The organism is Kitasatospora paranensis (genome assembly GCF_039544005.1).
GTDB classification, from domain to species: Bacteria; Actinomycetota; Actinomycetes; order Streptomycetales; family Streptomycetaceae; genus Kitasatospora; species Kitasatospora paranensis.
In genome coordinates this window covers 5,427,447-5,444,546 of record NZ_BAABKV010000001.1, presented here as the reverse complement: position 1 = coordinate 5,444,546, position 17,100 = coordinate 5,427,447, and the positions used below count along the sequence as shown (strand labels likewise).

Here is a 17,100-nt window from a genome sequence, read left to right as displayed (position 1 = left end):
CATCCCGGCTGTGTCGTCCAGGTCGGTCACCGCGGCTCCCCGGGATCGGCGGCCGCGACGGCCTCGTCGGCGGGTGCCTGCTGGGCCGGCACGGCGGGCGCGGCGACCTCGGCGGGCTCCTGGGCGGCGTACTCCGCGGTGGCGGGCTCCGCGGCCGGCTCGTCGGCGTCCGCGGCCCAGCGGCCGGGCTCGACCGGCGCCGGCACCGGGCGCCAGGCCATCAGCAGTCCGCCGGCCACCAGGCCGAGGATCAGGCCGAGGCCGAAGCCGCCGAGGTTCGAGACCGGGATGGAGATCAGCGACAGCAGCGTCACCGCGACGCCGCAGAAGATGCGCACCAGCGGCTGGAACCACGCGGTGACGCCCAGCGCGATCATCAGGATGCCGATGATCAGCGAGCCGGCGCCGGCGGTGGTGGCCATGGAGACCGTCATGCCGCTGAGGTTGAGCTTGGCGTACGGGAAGTACAGGATCGGCAGGCCGGCGATCATGGCCAGCAGGCCGGCCCAGAACGGCCGTGAGCGGCGCCAGTTGCGGAACCGCAGCCGCACGGTGTTACCGCCGTTGTTCTCGGGCCACGCCTGGGCAGTTGCGCTGGACACGATGCAACTCCTCGATGTTTCGCTGCGAGGTGGAGAGGACTCCAGGAGGTGCGGCCGGGAGCGGGCCGAAGCCCGCCCCCGCCGCCGGATCCGCTGTCGCCGCGGTGCGCCGTCGGGGCGCACCGTCAGACAGGGATCAGTAGCACTCCTTGCCGTTGCCGTCGTCACCGACGTACAGCTTGAGGCTCAGGCCGTTCAGCTTGAAGGTGCCGGCCGAGGTGGCCCACGCCGTCTGCTGGACACCGGTGAGGTGGGCGTGCGGGGCGGCCTGCGAGAAGCCGAGGGCGCCGCTGGGCTTGGGGTGGCCCGCGATGTCCTTCCAGCCGCTGGTGGCGGTGGTGTTGAGGGTCGACGCGTCCTGGCCGATGTTGATGTTGGTGAACTCGGCGTCGGCGTTCAGCTGGTCGAGGTCGATCAGCAGGTTCTGGGCGGTGACCGGCTTGGCCGGGTCGTTGCCCGCCTCGAGACGCAGGGTGACCTTGGGCAGCTTGAGACCGAGCAGGCTCGGCTCGCTGACCACGGACTGGCACATCTTCTGGATGGTGGCCGTGTCGAACGCGGAGATCGCGACCGCGTGCGGGGTGCCGTTGGTCTCGAAGTCGTACGAGCCGAACTGGGCGAAGTTCTGACCGTCCAGGTCGGCGGCGGTGACCTTGAAGCGCTGGCCGGACACGTTGAACGAGGCGGCAAGGGCGTTGTTGGCCAGGCCCACGCCGATCGCGGCGGTCGCGGCGATGCCGGGCACCATGGCGACGGCGAAGCGCTTCCAGCTGGTCTTGCCGAACGTCTGGGACATGCAAGTCCTCCTTCTAGGACGTACATCTCCGGCCGTACCGGTGCGTCCCGCACTGGCCCCGGCCCGGGATGGGAGAGAGCTACGTCCTCGGTAGCGGAGAGCGCCTCGACGGCGTCGTGGGACCGACGGTCGCGGCGATCACCCCCGAGCGACAACCGACGGCCGCACGGGATGTGCGACCGCAGGAAGGACAGGAGCCGCTCGTGGGATCTGCGGCTACCCCCTGCCTTCCAGCCACCGGCCGGAACCGGCGGCTACCCGGTGGGGATCCCTTGACGGGACCGGGCGAGGCTGATGCTGCTGGAATCCCCGGCGAAGTACAAGGGGTCGATTACTGACGGGTAATCCAACAAGAGATTGATTGGATCATGGAATCGAAGGCATGATTACGCAGAGTAATATTTTGCCAGGTGAACACTGGCGCAATCCCCAGGAAACCTTGGCGAAACACCCCGGGCGGTCACCGATGGTGACCGCCCGGCCGTGTTGTCAAGATTTGATAAAGCTCGTTGGAATCGACCGTATTGTCGCCAAATCCCCAGCGACACCGCAGGTCATGCGCCGTGCCACCACGCCGCCGGACATACCGGCCGCGGGTGCCCGACGCGCCTGCGGCAGCGCCCGCCGCAGCGAACCGCCGTCAGAAGAGCACCCGGGCCAGCGCCGTCCGGGCGGTGATCACCCGCGGGTCCTCCGGGCCGATCACCTCGAACAGCTCCAGCAGGCGCAGCCGGGCGGTGTCGCGGTCCTCGCCCGCCGTCCGGCCCACCGTGTCGACGAGCCGGCCGAAGGCGTCCTCGACGTGCCCGCCCACCAGGTCGAGGTCGGCCGCCTGCAGCTGGGCCTCGACGTCCTTGGGCGCCGCCGCGGCGGCCGCCCGGACCTGCTGCGGGTCGACGGCCTCCACCCGGCGCAGCAACTGCGCCTGGGCCAGGCCGAGCTTGGCCTCGGCGTTGCCGGGCCGGTCGGTCAGCACGTTCTGGTAGGCCTGCACCGCGCCGCCGAGGTCGCCGCGGTCGAGCGCGTCGTGCGCCGCCTCCAGCGCCGGGTCGACCGGGACGCGCGGAGCCTGCGGCTCCTCGCCCTCGCCCGCGCCGCCCTGCAGGCCGACGATGCCGAAGCGCTGCTCGGCGACGGCGATCAACTGGTCGATGATCTTGCGGACGTTGGCCTCGTTCTCGGCGCCCTGGAAGAGCGGGACGAGCTGGCCGGCCACCACCGCCATCACCGCGGGAATGCCCTGGATGCCGAACTGCTGGGCGATCAGCTGGTTGGCGTCGACGTCGATCTTGGCGAGCACGATCCGGCCGGCGTACTCCTCGGCCAGGCGCTCCAGGATCGGGCTGAGCTGCTTGCACGGGCCGCACCACTCGGCCCAGAAGTCCACCACCACCGGGACTTCGGTCGAGCGCTGCACGACCTCGGCCTCGAAGGTCTCCTCGGTGACATCGAGGACCAGCTCGTAGGGGACGGGTGCCGGCTCGCCGCCGGCGGCCGCCTGGCGGGCCCGGTCGACCCTGGCCTGCTCGGCCTTCTGGGCGGCCTCTCCGGCCGCCTTGACCGCGGCGAGGTCGACCGCGCCGCGGAGGGCGGCACTGTTGAGACGCGAATTCCGTGACTGCATGGCACCATCCTCCCCCGTCCGCGCCGGTGGCGGGCGCCAACCGCCCGGAATGCCGGTCGAGCCGTGCGTGCGCGTGCCGTCCGCCCCCTGCGGAGCGTCCCGCTCCCGTAGCCGCTGCCGGCGCGGATCCCCATCCGCGCCGCGTGCCCACCCGATCCCTGGGGCGTGCACGCCGGTTGCCGCTCTTTCGCTACGAGTCGTAGCGTATCTCCATCCGGGCACCGTCCCGCAAGCCCCTCGCGCCGACCGGCGGCGTGAGCTGCCCCACTTTCCGGGTCGCGTCCGCTGGTGACCTGGGGTCGCGGTCGCTACGGTGGCCCAGTCCCATCAAGTTACCGATCGGTAAATCCAGCAAGGAGGCTCGGTGGCCCCCACCACCCCGCAGCCTGCCGCCCCGGACAGCACGGCCCCGGACAGCACCGTCCCGCCCCGCGGCAAGGGCCGTCCCCGCAGCGCCACCGCCGACCGCGCGATCCTCGACGCCACCCGCGAGGCGCTCGCCGACCTCGGCTGGGGCGGCCTGACGATGGGCGACGTCGCGGCCCGCGCCGGCGTCGCCAAGACCACCCTGTACCGGCGCTGGCCGTCCAAGAACGAGCTGGTGGTGGACGCGGTCGCCAGCCTCTTCGACGAGCTGGAGATGGCCGACCTGGGCAGCCTGCGGGCGGACATCGCCGCCACCGTGAGCCGCTTCGCCGACCTGCTCGCCCGCCCCGAGTCCCAGGCGGCACTGATGGCGCTGTTCGCCGAGGGCAGCCGCGACCCGCACCTGCGCACCCGCATCCGCGAACGCATCGTCGACCCGCAGAAGCACCTGGTGCGCACCGGCCGCAGCCACGCCCAGGCCCGCGGCGAACTGCGCTCGGACCGCGACGAGCGCACCGCCTGCGAGGAGATCGACCTGGTCTTCGACCTGATCGCGGGCGCGGTCGAGCACCGGCTGCTGGTGGCCGGCGAGGCGGTCACGCCGCGGTGGCTGGAGCGCTTCACCACGATGGTGCTCGGCGCGCTCACCAGCCTCGCCGAGGAGTAGGCAGCACGGAGAGGGACGCGGCCCGCCGCGCCCTCTCCGTCCCCGTGATCAGGACCCGGCGGTCAGAACCGGGCGGTCTCCTGGTAGACGCCCCACTCGGCGCGCAGCGTGTTGCAGATCTCGCCCAGCGTCGCCTCGGCCCGCACGGCCTGCAGCATCGGCGGGATCATGTTGTCGCCCGAGCGGGCGGCGGCCAGCATGGCGTCCAGCCCGGCCTTGACCGCGGTCTCGTCGCGGGCCGCCTTGCGGGCGCCCACCACCCGGACCTGCTCGCGCTCGACCTCGTGGCTGACCCGGAGGATCTCCAACTCCTTGGTGACGGTGCCGGGGTGGCAGTTGACGCCCACCACCCGCTTGTCGCCCTTCTCCAGCGAGGTCTGGTACTGGAAGGCGGCCTCGGCGATCTCGCCGGTGAACCAGCCGTCCTCGATGCCGCGCAGGATGCCCGAGGTCATCGGCCCGATCGGGTGGTCGGCGGTGGCCTTGTCGAGGATCCGCTGGAAGATCTCCTCGGCCTGCGCCTCGATCCGGTCGGTGAGCGCCTCCACGTACCAGGAACCGCCGAGCGGGTCGGCGACGTTGGCGACGCCGGTCTCCTCCATCAGCACCTGCTGGGTCCGCAGCGCGATCTCCGCGGCCTGCTCGGAGGGCAGCGCCAGGGTCTCGTCCAGGGCGTTGGTGTGCAGCGAGTTGGTGCCGCCGAGGACGGCGGAGAGCGCCTCCACCGCGGTGCGCACCACGTTGTTGTAGGGCTGCTGCGCGGTGAGCGAGACGCCCGCGGTCTGGGTGTGGAAGCGCAGCCACTGGGCCTTGTCGGTCTTCGCGCCGTAGCGCTCGCGCATCCAGCGGGCCCAGATCCGGCGGGCGGCGCGGAACTTCGCGATCTCCTCGAAGAAGTCGAGGTGGGCGTCGAAGAAGAAGGACAGGCCCGGCGCGAAGACGTCCACGTCCAGGCCGCGGGACAGACCGAGCTCGACGTAGCCGAAGCCGTCCGCGAGGGTGTACGCGAGCTCCTGCGCGGCCGTCGCCCCGGCCTCGCGGATGTGGTACCCGGAGACCGAGAGCGGCTTGTACGCGGGGATGTTCTCGGCGCAGTACGCCATCAGGTCGCCGATCAGGCGCAGGTGCGGCTCGGGGGCGAAGAGCCACTCCTTCTGGGCGATGTACTCCTTGAAGATGTCGGTCTGCAGGGTGCCGTTGAGCACGCCCGGGTCGACGCCCTGGCGCTCGGCGGCCACCAGGTACATGCAGAAGACCGGAACGGCCGGGCCGCTGATGGTCATCGAGGTGGTGACGTCGCCGAGCGGGATCGAGTCGAACAGGACGTCCATGTCGGCGGCCGAGTCGATGGCCACGCCGCAGTGGCCGACCTCGCCGAGCGAGCGGCCGTCGTCGGAGTCGTAGCCCATCAGGGTCGGCATGTCGAAGGCGACCGAGAGGCCGCCGCCGCCCGCGTCGAGGATCATCCGGTAGCGCTCGTTGGTCTGCTGCGCGTTGCCGAAGCCGGCGAACTGCCGGATCGTCCACGTCCGGCCGCGGTAGCCGGTGGCGTGCAGGCCGCGGGTGTAGGGGTACTCGCCGGGCCAGCCGATCCGCTCGAAGCCCGGGTACGACTGGCCGGGGGCCGGCCCGTACACCGGCTCGACCTGGTCACCGGAGAGCGTGGTGAAGTCGGCGTCCCGCTTGCGGGCGCGGTCGTAGCGCTGCTGCCAGCGCGCGCGGCCGGCCTCGATCTCGTCGGCGTCCATCGGCTTCCAGCTCCACTCCGTGCGGCCGCCACGATCGGGTCGGCGGCAGTTACTAGGACGTCCTACCAATTTACTCGGACGTCCTAGTATCTGTCGACGGGCCCGCCCCACGAGCCGCAGGACACGCCGACACCGGGCCGCAAGCACCCGAAGGCGAGCAGCCGACAGCCCCGGCAACCGGCCAGCAGCCCGCCCCGAGCCGAAGGGCGCGCCGGTGCCGAAAGGGAGGCGCGAGGGAGCGACGCAGGAGCGACGGAGCAACGACCATCGGCGCCGGATCAAGAGCGCCCGGAGCCGAGCGGGCGACAACACAGCCCCGAGCCGAAGGGCGCGCCGGTGCCGAAAGGGAGGCGCGAGGGAGCGACGCAGGAGCGACGGAGCAACGACCGTCGGCGCCGGATCAAGAGCGCCCGGAGGCGAGCGGGCGACAACACAGCCCGCCCCGAGCCGGGCGAAAGTACACCAGGCCCCTCACCCGGGACGGGGAGGGGCCTGGTGCGGGCGGGGCGGGTCAGACTCCGGCGGTCTCCGGGGCCTGCTCGGCGGGGACGAGCGCGGCGGCGTCGCGGACCACTGCGCGCTCGGCCACGAAGGACGCGAACGGGATGCAGCCGGCGGCCAGGGTGAAGATCATCCGACCGAGCGGCCACTTGAGCTTCTGGCCGAGCAGGAAGGTCACCACGAAGTAGCCGAGGTAGAGGTAGCCGTGCAGCATCGCCACGTAGGTGGTGATCTCCGCGCCGGTGTCGAAGGCGTACTTCGCGACGATGAAGCCGCAGAACACCAACAGCGCAACACCGGTCGCGATCGCCAGGGCCCGGTACCAGCCCAGCAGGGGGTCGCCTTCATCTCTTTCCTCGCCTCGCTCGGCCCGATCTTGGGCACGCCCCGTCGGGGCACACCGCTCCGACGAGAGTAACCGCCCCTACGCCCCGCCCCCGCCAGGGGCCTCCTGGCTCGGCGGGATGAAGTCCCCGGCGGCGATCCGCAGCGGCCTGAGCACCTCGAAGATCCCGTGGCACTGCTCGGGGTCGTAGCCCTCCAGGCCGAACTCGATGTCCATCAGTTCCCGGGTGGCCTGCTCGACGACGTCGCGGCCGCGGTCGGTGATCTCGGCGAGGACGCCGCGGCCGTCGGCCGGGTTGGGACGCCGGGCGACCAGGCCGTCCCGCTCCAGGCGGTCGACGGTGTTGGTGACGCTCGTCGGGTGCACCATCAGCCGCTCGCCGATCTTGGAGAGCGGCAGCCGCCCGGTGCGGCTGAAGGTGAGCAGCACCAGTGCCTCGTAGCGGGCGAAGGTGAGCCCGTAGGGCTTCACCACCGCGTCCACCCGCGAGAGCAGGATCTGGTGGGCGCGCATCACCGAGGTGATCGCCGCCATCGACGGCACGCCGCCCCAGCGGCGGGTCCAGAGCTCGTCGGCGCGGGCGATCGGGTCGAAGTCGAGTGCGAGGGGCTTGGCCACCCTTCCACCGTACCGGCGGGGCGGACCGGGGGTAGCAGCTGTCCACGATGGTGGACAAGCCCGGGCACTGGCGGGATTCCGCCAGCCCTCGAACAGGTCCGTACCACTGGTCGCCATCCGCGCAACACCCCTGCAACAAACGTACGGATAACGACAGTTGGCGATTTCCGACGGCCATTCAGCCATCGTCCGTACAGAAACCTTGTGCAGGATGGGCGATTTGACCATTTTGCCCGACCTCGCACCGGGCGCCTCCTTGGCGAGCCTTTGCCAACTCTTGCCGCAGACCTGTCATTTCGCGATGTCGATTGTCATGCTTCTGGCCAGCCCCGTTCGACTCCGCCGGCCCACCCCACCGGCAGATGTCGTGTGACCGCACGGAGCAGCACGTCAGCGCCCGTTCCGCCCCAGCAGGCACTAACCCCGGTGCCCCGGAGCGAGGTGCGACCGCGCACACGCGGTTGATCCGGAAGGAATCCGTACGTGAAGCGAAAGCTGACAGTCGGAGCCGTTCTCTCTGCGTCGGCGGTACTCGCCAGCGCGATCCAGGTCAGCGCCGGTATCGCGCAGGCCGTCCCCGCGCCGGCCTACCAGGCCGCACCGAACGCCCGCGCCGCGCTGATGGCGCAGGCCACCGCGGACGCCCCGGCCGCCGCCCACGCCCTCGGCCTGAGCGGCCAGGAGGCCCTGGTCGCCAAGGACGCCGTGGTCGACGCCAACGGCACCCGGCACACCCGGTACGAGCGCACCCTCGGCGGACTTCCCGTCATCGGCGGCGACCTGGTGGTGCACCAGACCGCGAAGGGCGCCGTCACCTCCGTCGACCGCGCGGTGCAGGGCTCGATCGCCCCCGCCTCGCTCACCCCGAAGCTGTCCGCCGGACAGGCCGCGGCCAAGGCCACCGGCGCCGTGCAGGCCACCGTCGGCCGCACGGTGGACGCCGACACGGCCGCGCTCAGCACGGTCTCCGCCGCCCCCGGCGCCGAGCTCGTGGTCTGGGCCGCCTCCGGTACCCCGCGGCTGGCCTACCGCTCCACCGTCACCGGCGTGCGCGCCGACGGCACCCCCAGCCGGCAGATCCTGGTCACCGACGCCGCCAGTGGCGCCGTGCTCTCCAGCCACGAGGAGATCCAGACCGCAGCCGGCACCGGCAAGGGCGTCTTCGTCGGCAGTGTGGCGCTCACCACCACGCTCTCCGGCTCCACGTACCAGCTGAAGGACGCCACCCGTGGCGGCCAGTACACCACCGACCTGGCCCACAAGACCTCGGGCAAGGGCACCCTCTACACCGACGCGGACAACGCCTGGGGCACCGGCACGGTCTCCAGCGGCCAGTCGGCGGCGGTCGACGCCCAGTACGGCGTCGCGGCGACCTGGGACTTCTACAAGAACACCTTCGGCCGCAACGGCATCCGGGGCGACGGGGTCGGCGCGTACAGCCGCGTCCACTACGGCAACAACTACGTGAACGCGTTCTGGGACGACTCCTGCTTCTGCATGACGTACGGCGACGGGGCGAGCAACACCCACCCGCTCACCGAGATCGACGTCGCCGGCCACGAGATGAGCCACGGCGTCACCGCCAACACCGCCGGCCTCAACTACTCCGGCGAGTCCGGCGGCCTCAACGAGGCGACCTCGGACATCTTCGGAACCGGTGTGGAGTTCTACGCCAACCTCGCCTCGGACAAGCCGGACTACCTCATCGGCGAGCTGATCAACATCAACGGCAACGGCACGCCGCTGCGCTACATGGACAAGCCCTCCAAGGACGGCGCCTCCGCCGACTACTGGTCCTCGTCCGTGGGCAGCAAGGACGTCCACTACTCCTCGGGCGTCGCCAACCACTTCTTCTACCTGCTGTCCGAGGGCAGCGGCGCGAAGACGATCAACGGCGTCAGCTACAACAGCCCGACCTACAACGGCGCCACCCTCACCGGCATCGGCCGCGCCAAGGCGCTGCAGGTCTGGTACCGGGCGCTGAGCGTCTACATGACCTCCACCACCAACTACAAGGCCGCCCGCACCGCGACCCTGAACGCGGCCAAGGACCTGTACGGCAGCGGCTCCGCCGAGTACAACGCGGTGGCCGCCACCTGGACCGCGGTCAACGTCAACTGACGTCCCGCACCCCGCGGACGCAGCAGCCGGGCCCTCCGGAGGGGAGGCCCGGCTGCTGCTGCACGTGCGGGGCCGCTCAGGCGGCGACCGGTGCCGCGGGCACCTCGCCGCGCTCCTCGCGGGCGAGCATCCGCTCGGCGAAGAAGCCGCCGGTGGGCAGCACCGAGAGCACGAACAGCAGGACGCCGCGCTTGGCGTCCCAGCGCTGCTGCTGCCAGGCGAGCGCGAGGAAGACCAGGTAGAGGATGAACAGCACGCCGTGCACCGTCCCCATCACCGGCACCGCGTTGAAGCTGGTCGTCCGCTTGAGCACCGAACAGACCAGCAGCAGGAGGAAGGACAGCCCCTCCGGGCCGGAGACGAGGCGCAGGCGGTGCACGGCGGGGCTGGTCTTCACGGGGGTCACCTTCGGGTCGGTCGGCGAGCGGGCTCGTGAACGGGATCACAAGCGCTGTTCATTATCACCGACCGAACAGCCGTACCGGCCCCAGGGGCCGCCCGGGGTGGGCAGCATCACGCACCGGCCCCCTATCCTGCTGCGGCACGGCCCGACGACCGGGCCGACGGACACCGGGGGCTCACGCACATGTTCCGCATCGACTGGAACCGACGGCACTGCTCGCGCAAGGGGCACATCACCTACGCGCCCGACGAGCCCGCGCTGCGTGAGCGGCTGCACGCGCCGACCGCGGTCGGCGAGGCCTGGCGGTGCCTGCGCTGCGGCGACTTCTCGCTCGGCGCCCCGCACGGCTCCGGCCCCGCCGACGACGCCCCGCTGGTGCCGCGCGGCAAGGCGCTGCGGGACCTGTTCATCCTGCGCTTCCTGGCGGTGGAGCGGCTGCTGCGCGGCCTGCTGATCCTGATCGTGGCCTGGGGCGTGTGGAAGTTCTCCAACAGCCAGGACGCGGTGCGCCGGATCTTCGACGAGAACCTGTCCGTGTTCAAGCCGGTGACCGAGCACTTCCACTGGGACCTGGAGCACTCCCCCATCGTCGACACCATCCGCAAGACCTTCGACTACAAGCACTCCACGCTGCTGATCGTGGCCGGCGCGCTGATCGCGTACGCGCTGATCGAGATCGTGGAGGCGGTCGGCCTGTGGATGGGCCGGCGGTGGGCGGAGTACCTGACGGTGGTGGCCACCGCGGCCTTCCTGCCGCTGGAGGTGTACGAACTCACCGAGCGGATCAGCGTCCTGAAGATCGGCACGCTGCTGCTGAACATCGCCGCGGTGCTGTGGATCCTGCTCTCCAAGCGGCTGTTCGGGCTGCGCGGCGGTGTGGTGGCCTTCGAGGCGGAGCGGCACTCGGCCTCGCTGCTGGAGGTGGAGCAGGCCGCCGGCACCGCTCCGGGCATGGTCGGCGGGGCCGTCTGACACTGCGTGATTTGTCGCAGCTCGGTACCAGAGGCCCGCGCCCACTCCCGGTGCGCGGGCCGGGACCGCTACATTCACCCGGTGGCACAGTTTCGACTCCAGGGCTCCAAGGTGCTCGCCGTGGACATGGCGGGCGACTCGGTCAAGGCCCGTAACGGCACCATGGTGGCCTACAACGGCCAGATGAACTTCAAGAAGATGTCCGGCGGCGGTGACGGCCTGCGCGGCATGGTCACGCGTCGGCTGACGGGTGAGCAGATGGAGGTCATGGAGGTGAAGGGGCAGGGCACCTGCTTCTTCGCCGACAAGGCCACCGAGGTGAACCTGGTGCGGTTGAACGGCGAGACGCTCTTCGTCGAGTCGGACAACCTGCTCTGCACCGAGGCGACCCTGCGCACCGGCACCAGCTTCACCGGCCTCAACGGTATGGCGTCGGGCAACGGCCTGTTCACCACCAAGGTCGAGGGGCACGGCTGGGCCGCGCTCACCTCCAAGGGCCCGGCGATCATCCTGCGGGTCTCCCAGGGGATGCCGCTGCGGGTCGACCCGGGGGCGTACGTGGCGCACACCGGCAACCTGAACCGCAGCCTCAAGTCGGGCGCGGGCTGGACGACCCTGATCGGCGAGGGCGGCGGCGAGGCCATGCAGGTCGAGTTCACCGGCGAGGGCCTGGTGTACGTCCAGCCGTCCGAGAAGCTGACCTTCGGGGGCGACGTCTGATGCCGTTCACCAAGATCAACAACAAGATGGTCGAGGCGAAGATCATGCCCGGCCAGCGGGTCTTCAGCCAGCGCGGCTCGATGCTCGCCTACACCGGCGAGGTCAGCTTCACGCCCAACAACATGGGCGGCCAGGGCGGTGTGATGTCGATGATCGGCCGCCGGGTGGCCAACGAGGACACCCCGCTGATGACCGTCGAGGGCCAGGGCAGCGTGATGTTCGGCCACGGCGGCCACAACGTCCAGGTGATCGACCTGACCGGCGACACCCTCTACGTGGAGGCGGACCGCCTCCTCGCCTTCGACGGGACGCTGCAGCAGTCCACCATGTTCATGGGCCAGCAGGGCGGCGTGATGGGCATCGTCCGCGGCCAGGTGACGGGCCAGGGCCTGTTCACGACCAAGCTCGACGGCCACGGCTCGGTGGCCGTGATGGCGCACGGCGGCGTGTTCGAGCTGCCGATCGGCCCCGGCCAGCCGGTGCACGTCGACCCGCAGGCGTACGTGGCGCACCGCGGCCAGGTCACCAACAAGCTGTCGACCGCCCTGGGCTGGCGCGACATGGTCGGCCGCGGCTCGGGCGAGGCGTTCCAGCTGGAGCTGTCCGGCCACGGCGTGGTGTACGTGCAGGCGAGTGAGGAGAAGCTCTGATGTCCTACCCGCCGCAGCAGCCCTACGGGCAGCAGCCGTACGGCCAGCCGCAGCCGGGCTACCCGCAGCAGCCCGGGCAGCCCTACCCGCCGCAGGGCCAGCCCGGCTACCCGCCGCAGCAGCAGCCCGGGTACCAGCAGGCGTACCAGCCGACCCAGGCCGGTCAGCCGCCGTACCCGCCGCAGGGCCAGCCCGCCTACCAGGCCGGCCCGCAGGGCGCGTACGGCGCGCCGCTGCCGCAGGCCGCGGGCGGCGCCGGGCCGGTGGTGCACGACGCCACCAGCCTGCCGGCGAACGACAACGTCAACCCCTACGCCTTCTCGGTCGACCTGAACGGCGCGTACTACCTGCAGAAGGGCAAGATGATCGCCTACTACGGCGACATGCGCTTCTCGGGCATCGGGCGCGGCGTGATCGACCAGATGCTGGAGCGGAACTTCAACTCCCCGCTGCACGCGTCCGACTGGGTGGTGGCCGAGGGCCGCGGCAAGCTGCTGCTGGCCGACCGGGCGTTCGACCTGAACTCCTACGACCTGGAGAACGGCAACCTGACCGTCCGCTCGGGCAACCTGCTGGCGTTCGAGCCGACGCTGAAGCTCAAGCAGTCGATCATCCCGGGCTTCCTGACGCTGATCGGGACGGGCAAGTTCGTCGCCGCCTCCAACGGCCCGGTGCACTTCGTCGAGCCGCCGATCCGGGTCGACCCGCAGGCCCTGGTCGGCTGGGCGGACTGCCCGGCGCCGTGCCACCACTACGACCACGGCTACATGCACGGTCTGATCGGCGGCCTGCGCCACCTGACCGGGCTCGGCGGCGCCTCCGGCGAGGAGCACCAGTTCGAGTTCATCGGGGCCGGTCAGGTACTGCTGCAGTCCACCGAGACGCTGATGGCCGAGCGGTCGGTCGGCCAGGTGCACGCCGAGGCGGGCGTGCCGGGCAGCGGGGTGCCGCACCAGCAGGCCGGGCACGGCGGGCAGCAGCAACAGCTGCCGAACGTGAACATCCCCGGGCTGGGCAACCTGGGCGACCTGGGGCGGCGGTTCGGGCTCTGAGCAGCGGTACGGCGGGGCGCGCCGGGAATTCGTAAGCTTGTACAACATTTAACAACCTCAGGTATGCTGAGGCCATGGACACGCACGTCACCGACGCCCCCGCCGTACCCTCCTCGGCCGCCGCGGCGCAGACGCCGTGGCTCAGTACCCGCGAGCAGCAGTTCTGGCGCGCCCACCTGGAGGTCAGCAAGCTGCTCGAGTACCAGCTCAGCCGCGAACTCCAGCCGCACAACCTGGCCATCAACGACTACGAGATCCTGGTCGTGCTCTCCGAGGCGCCCGAGCGGCGGATGCGGATGACCGACCTGGCCACCGCCACCCTCCAGTCCAAGAGCAGACTCTCGCACCAGATCACCCGGATGGAGGGCGCCGGGCTGGTGCTGCGTCAGGAGTGCCCGGGCGATCGCCGCGGCCTCTACGCCCACCTCACCGAGCAGGGCTGGGACATGCTCCAGCAGGTCGCCCCGGACCACGTGCGCAGCGTCCGCCGGCACTTCGTGGACCGCTTCACCCCGGAGCAGATCGACGCCCTGTACGAGGCGCTCTCCCCCGTCGCCGAGCACCTGCGGGCCCTGCGCGGACGCTCCTGACCCGACCGGCACCCGCGCGCCCGGCCGGGCCGGGCGCGCGGGTGCCGGGACGGGCGGTCAGGATCCGGTGAGGCCGGCCACCAGCAGGTCGGCGGCGCCGTAAGGGTCCAGCTCGCCGCCGGCGACCCTCTCCGCGAGGCCCGCGAGGTGGCGGTCGCCGTGCAGGTCGCCGATCCGGGCGCGCAGCGCGGACAGCGCGATCGCCTCGATCTCGTCGGCGGCCCGGCGCCTGCGGCGCACCGCGAGCTCACCGGTCTCCGCCAGCCAGGCGCGGTGCTTCTCCAGGGCCTCGACGACCTCGTCCACGCCCTCGCCGCGGGCCGCCACCGTCTTCACGATCGGCGGCCGCCAGTCCCCGGCCTGCCGGGCCTCGCCCAGGCCGAGCATGTGGTTGAGCTCCCGGGCGGTCGCGTCCGCGCCGTCCCGGTCGGCCTTGTTGACCACGAACACGTCGCCGATCTCCAGGATGCCCGCCTTGGCGGCCTGGATGCCGTCACCCATGCCCGGTGCCAGCAGCACCACCGAGGTGTCGGCCTGCGCGGCGATCTCCACCTCGGACTGGCCGACGCCGACGGTCTCCACCAGGATCACGTCGCAGCCGGCGCCGTCCAGCACCCGCAGGGCCTGCGGGGCCGCCCAGGACAGGCCGCCGAGGTGGCCGCGGGTGGCCATCGAGCGGATGAACACGTCGGGGTCGGTGGCGTGTTCCTGCATGCGGACCCGGTCGCCGAGCAGCGCCCCGCCGGAGAACGGCGAGGACGGGTCCACGGCGAGGACGCCGACCCGCTTGCCGGCCCGGCGGTAGGCCGAGACCAGCGCCGAGGTCGAGGTGGACTTGCCGACACCGGGCGATCCGGTGAGCCCGACCGTGTAGGCGTGGCCGGTGTACGGCGCCAGGGCCGCCATCGCCTCGCGCAGCTGCGGGGCGGCGTTCTCCACCAGCGAGATCAGCCGTGCCACGGCCCGCGGCCGGCCCTGCCGGGCCTGCTCGACCAGCGTCGCCACATCGACCATGAGTGTGTGCTCCTCGATCCCCGACAGGGGCGCGCACATGGCGTGCGCGCCCCTACGGTAGTGCGTGTGCCGGGTGTCAGCCCTGGGCCGGGACCTTGATGATCAGGGCGTCGCCCTGGCCGCCGCCGCCGCACAGCGCGGCCGCGCCGGTGCCGCCGCCGCGGCGCTGGAGCTCCAGGGCCAGGTGCAGCACCAGACGGGCGCCGGACATCCCGATCGGGTGACCGAGGGCGATGGCGCCGCCGTTGACGTTGACCTTCTCGTCGGTGACGCCGAGGTCCTTCATCGACTGGTGCGCGACGGCCGCGAACGCCTCGTTGATCTCGATCAGGTCGAGGTCCGCGACGGTCAGGCCCTCCTTGGCGAGCGCGTGGGCGATCGCGTTGGACGGCTGCGACTGGAGCGAGTTGTCCGGGCCGGCCACGTTGCCGTGGGCGCCGATCTCGGCGATCCAGCTCAGGCCCAGCTCCTCGGCCTTCGCCCTGCTCATCACGACCACCGCGGCGGCGCCGTCGGAGATCTGCGAGGCGGAGCCGGCCGTGATGGTGCCGTCACGGGTGAAGGCCGGGCGGAGCTTGGCCAGGGTGTCGACCGTGGTCTCGCCGCGGATGCCCTCGTCCTGGCTGAACAGCACCGGGTCGCCCTTGCGCTGCGGGATCTCCACCGGCACGATCTCGGCGTCGAACAGGCCGTTCTTCTGCGCTGCGGCGGCCCGCTGGTGCGAGGCGGCGGCGATCGCGTCCTGCACGTCGCGGCCGATGCCCAGGCGGGTGTTGTGCTTCTCGGTGGACTCGCCCATCGGGATGTTCTCGTACGCGTCGGTGAGGCCGTCGTGGGCCATCGCGTCGAGCATCTCGATCGCGCCGTACTTGAAGCCCTCGCGGGACTTCGGCAGCAGGTGCGGGGCGTTGGTCATGGACTCCTGGCCGCCGGCCACCACGACGTCGAACTCGCCGGCGCGGATCAGCTGGTCGGCGAGGGCGATCGCGTCCAGCCCGGAGAGACAGACCTTGTTGATGGTCAGCGCCGGGACGTTCATCGGGATGCCGGCCTTGACGGCGGCCTGGCGGGCCGGGATCTGACCGGCACCGGCCTGCAGCACCTGGCCCATGATCACGTACTGGACCTGGTCGCCGGTGATGCCCGCCCGCTCGAGCGCCGCCTTGATGGCGACACCGCCGAGGTCGGCACCGGAGAAGCCCTTGAGCGAACCGAGCAGGCGGCCCATCGGGGTGCGAGCACCCGCGACGATCACAGAAGTAGTCATGAGACGAGCCCCTTCGCGCGTCAGGCATGAGGGTGTGGGGATGCGGCTCAATGTACTGACCCGTAACCCGTGCGTCACCGCCGCGACGGTGTGATCAGCGGCACTGTCACCCCCAGTCAACACCGTGTCAGGGCGCGCCGGGTGAAAGTTCGCCCGCCGCGCGCCCCGGCGCGCGGTGTGAGCAGGCTCGCACGCCGCGCGGTGGCGGGCGCCGGACCGGATGCGCTGCACTGGTGGCCACCCTCGTCCTCAGCCAGCCCTTGGAGGCCCCGCCGTGCTGACCCGCATCGACCACATCGGCATCGCCTGTTTCGACCTCGACCGGACGGTCGAGTTCTACCGCGCGACCTACGGCTTCGAGGTCTTCCACAGCGAGGTCAACGAGGAGCAGGGCGTCCGCGAGGCCATGCTCAAGATCAACGACACCGGTGACGGCGGCGCCTCCTACCTGCAGCTGCTGGAGCCCACCCGCGAGGACTCCACCGTCGCCAAGTGGCTCGCCAAGAACGGCGAGGGCGTGCACCACATCGCCTTCGGCACCGCCGACGTGGACGCCGACGCGGCGGACATCCGCGGCAAGGGCGTCCGGGTGCTCTACGACGAGCCGCGGACGGGCTCGATGGGCTCCCGGATCACCTTCCTGCACCCCAAGGACTGCGGCGGCGTGCTGACCGAACTGGTCACCTCGGCCGGCGGCGAGCACTGACCCGAGGGCGCTCCCGGACGGCAAACGGAGGGGTCCGTACCGCAACGGTCCCCTCCGCGACCCGCCGGTAACCTCGGAAAACCTCCACGTGGCCATTCCCCTGCAAGCCGCGCACACTACAATGCCCAGGTGCGCCAGCGCTCCGGTTCGGCCGGGCCGGTGGGCACGGCCGAAGGCAGGACCGGACGGGACGACCCGACCGGTCCGGCCGCAGGGGAGTCCCACTGAGCGGGCACGGCTGAACAGTCGCAGTTCGGATCTGTCACCATTCTCCACTAGGCAAGAGTTCGCCCAGGAGTCCACCCGGACGGGGGAACGCGGCACCGCCGCGCACCAC

The 17,100-nt window shown here is 71.4% G+C and carries 17 protein-coding genes; 8 read left to right on the top strand and 9 right to left on the bottom strand.

What is annotated here, in order from left to right:
* Positions 1 to 26: 26 nt before the first annotated feature.
* From ABEB13_RS26165 to trxA, 3 genes are all read right to left on the bottom strand, one after another.
* A complete protein-coding gene (locus ABEB13_RS26165; RefSeq protein WP_345707438.1) occupies positions 27 to 602 on the bottom strand; it encodes a DUF6114 domain-containing protein in 576 nt (191 codons plus the stop codon).
* Positions 603 to 738: 136 nt separating this feature from the next.
* Positions 739 to 1,398 carry a DUF6230 family protein gene (locus ABEB13_RS26160; protein ID WP_100888486.1) on the bottom strand — a complete coding sequence of 220 codons (660 nt, stop codon included), beginning with the start codon at positions 1,396 to 1,398 and terminating at the stop codon, positions 739 to 741.
* A gap of 640 nt (positions 1,399 to 2,038) precedes the next feature.
* Positions 2,039 to 3,022 carry a thioredoxin gene (gene trxA, locus ABEB13_RS26155; protein ID WP_345707437.1) on the bottom strand — a complete coding sequence of 328 codons (984 nt, stop codon included), beginning with the start codon at positions 3,020 to 3,022 and terminating at the stop codon, positions 2,039 to 2,041.
* A 364-nt stretch (positions 3,023 to 3,386) separates the two neighbouring features.
* Here trxA and ABEB13_RS26150 point away from each other — a divergent pair, with 364 nt between their 5' ends.
* Positions 3,387 to 4,055: a TetR/AcrR family transcriptional regulator gene (locus tag ABEB13_RS26150; RefSeq protein ID WP_380233041.1), complete on the top strand. Its 669-nt coding sequence runs from the start codon at positions 3,387 to 3,389 to the stop codon at positions 4,053 to 4,055.
* A gap of 62 nt (positions 4,056 to 4,117) precedes the next feature.
* On the opposite strand, the gene icmA is transcribed toward ABEB13_RS26150, so the two are convergent.
* The 3 genes from icmA to ABEB13_RS26135 all read right to left on the bottom strand — a co-directional run bounded on the left by icmA (position 4,118) and on the right by ABEB13_RS26135 (position 7,268).
* A complete protein-coding gene (icmA, locus tag ABEB13_RS26145) occupies positions 4,118 to 5,803 on the bottom strand; it encodes a coenzyme B12-dependent isobutyryl-CoA mutase large subunit (protein WP_100888489.1) in 1,686 nt (561 codons plus the stop codon).
* A 511-nt stretch (positions 5,804 to 6,314) separates the two neighbouring features.
* Complete coding sequence (locus ABEB13_RS26140) at positions 6,315 to 6,635, bottom strand: DUF3817 domain-containing protein (RefSeq protein ID WP_345709828.1); 321 nt, start codon at positions 6,633 to 6,635, stop codon at positions 6,315 to 6,317.
* 93 nt (positions 6,636 to 6,728) lie between these two features.
* A complete protein-coding gene (locus tag ABEB13_RS26135; RefSeq protein ID WP_345707436.1) occupies positions 6,729 to 7,268 on the bottom strand; it encodes a MarR family winged helix-turn-helix transcriptional regulator in 540 nt (179 codons plus the stop codon).
* A 483-nt stretch (positions 7,269 to 7,751) separates the two neighbouring features.
* On the opposite strand from ABEB13_RS26135, the gene ABEB13_RS26130 reads away from it, so the two are divergent.
* Entirely contained in the window at positions 7,752 to 9,389 is a 1,638-nt protein-coding gene (locus tag ABEB13_RS26130; RefSeq protein ID WP_345707435.1) for a M4 family metallopeptidase, read from the top strand.
* Between the two features lie 76 nt (positions 9,390 to 9,465).
* Here ABEB13_RS26130 and ABEB13_RS26125 read toward each other — a convergent pair whose 3' ends face one another.
* A complete protein-coding gene (locus ABEB13_RS26125) occupies positions 9,466 to 9,786 on the bottom strand; it encodes a DUF3817 domain-containing protein (RefSeq protein ID WP_345707434.1) in 321 nt (106 codons plus the stop codon).
* A 189-nt stretch (positions 9,787 to 9,975) separates the two neighbouring features.
* Between ABEB13_RS26125 and ABEB13_RS26120 the strand changes: the two genes are divergently transcribed.
* The 5 genes from ABEB13_RS26120 (at position 9,976) to ABEB13_RS26100 (ending at position 13,776) form a co-directional block, all read left to right on the top strand.
* Positions 9,976 to 10,764, top strand: coding sequence for a DUF2127 domain-containing protein (locus ABEB13_RS26120; protein WP_345707433.1), 789 nt, complete (start codon positions 9,976 to 9,978; stop codon positions 10,762 to 10,764).
* A gap of 81 nt (positions 10,765 to 10,845) precedes the next feature.
* The gene (locus tag ABEB13_RS26115; RefSeq protein WP_345707432.1) at positions 10,846 to 11,484 is read left to right on the top strand and encodes an AIM24 family protein; all 639 of its coding nucleotides are present in this window, start codon (positions 10,846 to 10,848) and stop codon (positions 11,482 to 11,484) included.
* The gene (locus ABEB13_RS26110) at positions 11,484 to 12,134 is read left to right on the top strand and encodes an AIM24 family protein (RefSeq protein ID WP_100888495.1); all 651 of its coding nucleotides are present in this window, start codon (positions 11,484 to 11,486) and stop codon (positions 12,132 to 12,134) included. Before ABEB13_RS26115 ends, ABEB13_RS26110 begins: the two co-directional genes overlap by 1 nt.
* Positions 12,135 to 12,367: 233 nt before the next feature.
* The gene (locus ABEB13_RS26105; RefSeq protein WP_345709827.1) at positions 12,368 to 13,186 is read left to right on the top strand and encodes an AIM24 family protein; all 819 of its coding nucleotides are present in this window, start codon (positions 12,368 to 12,370) and stop codon (positions 13,184 to 13,186) included.
* A 74-nt stretch (positions 13,187 to 13,260) separates the two neighbouring features.
* The gene (locus ABEB13_RS26100) at positions 13,261 to 13,776 is read left to right on the top strand and encodes a MarR family winged helix-turn-helix transcriptional regulator (RefSeq protein ID WP_100888496.1); all 516 of its coding nucleotides are present in this window, start codon (positions 13,261 to 13,263) and stop codon (positions 13,774 to 13,776) included.
* A 57-nt stretch (positions 13,777 to 13,833) separates the two neighbouring features.
* Here ABEB13_RS26100 and meaB read toward each other — a convergent pair whose 3' ends face one another.
* Both meaB and ABEB13_RS26090 read right to left on the bottom strand, forming a co-directional pair.
* The gene (gene meaB / locus ABEB13_RS26095) at positions 13,834 to 14,790 is read right to left on the bottom strand and encodes a methylmalonyl Co-A mutase-associated GTPase MeaB (RefSeq protein WP_345707431.1); all 957 of its coding nucleotides are present in this window, start codon (positions 14,788 to 14,790) and stop codon (positions 13,834 to 13,836) included.
* A 76-nt stretch (positions 14,791 to 14,866) separates the two neighbouring features.
* Positions 14,867 to 16,045, bottom strand: coding sequence for an acetyl-CoA C-acetyltransferase (locus ABEB13_RS26090; protein WP_345709826.1), 1,179 nt, complete (start codon positions 16,043 to 16,045; stop codon positions 14,867 to 14,869).
* A 286-nt stretch (positions 16,046 to 16,331) separates the two neighbouring features.
* Between ABEB13_RS26090 and mce the strand changes: the two genes are divergently transcribed.
* A complete protein-coding gene (gene mce, locus ABEB13_RS26085) occupies positions 16,332 to 16,763 on the top strand; it encodes a methylmalonyl-CoA epimerase (RefSeq protein ID WP_100888499.1) in 432 nt (143 codons plus the stop codon).
* Positions 16,764 to 17,100 lie beyond the last annotated feature (337 nt).

Excerpts from the sequence above, each read along its gene's own strand:
- icmA (WP_100888489.1), bottom strand. The coding sequence starts at position 5,803 with ATGGACGCCGACGAGATCGAGGCCGGCCGCGCGCGCTGGCAGCAGCGC.
- ABEB13_RS26110 (WP_100888495.1), top strand. The coding sequence starts at position 11,484 with ATGCCGTTCACCAAGATCAACAACAAGATGGTCGAGGCGAAGATCATG.
- ABEB13_RS26160 (WP_100888486.1), bottom strand. The coding sequence starts at position 1,398 with ATGTCCCAGACGTTCGGCAAGACCAGCTGGAAGCGCTTCGCCGTCGCC.
- ABEB13_RS26120 (WP_345707433.1), top strand. The coding sequence starts at position 9,976 with ATGTTCCGCATCGACTGGAACCGACGGCACTGCTCGCGCAAGGGGCAC.
- meaB (WP_345707431.1), bottom strand. The coding sequence starts at position 14,790 with ATGGTCGATGTGGCGACGCTGGTCGAGCAGGCCCGGCAGGGCCGGCCG.
- ABEB13_RS26100 (WP_100888496.1), top strand. The coding sequence starts at position 13,261 with ATGGACACGCACGTCACCGACGCCCCCGCCGTACCCTCCTCGGCCGCC.
- trxA (WP_345707437.1), bottom strand. The coding sequence starts at position 3,022 with ATGCAGTCACGGAATTCGCGTCTCAACAGTGCCGCCCTCCGCGGCGCG.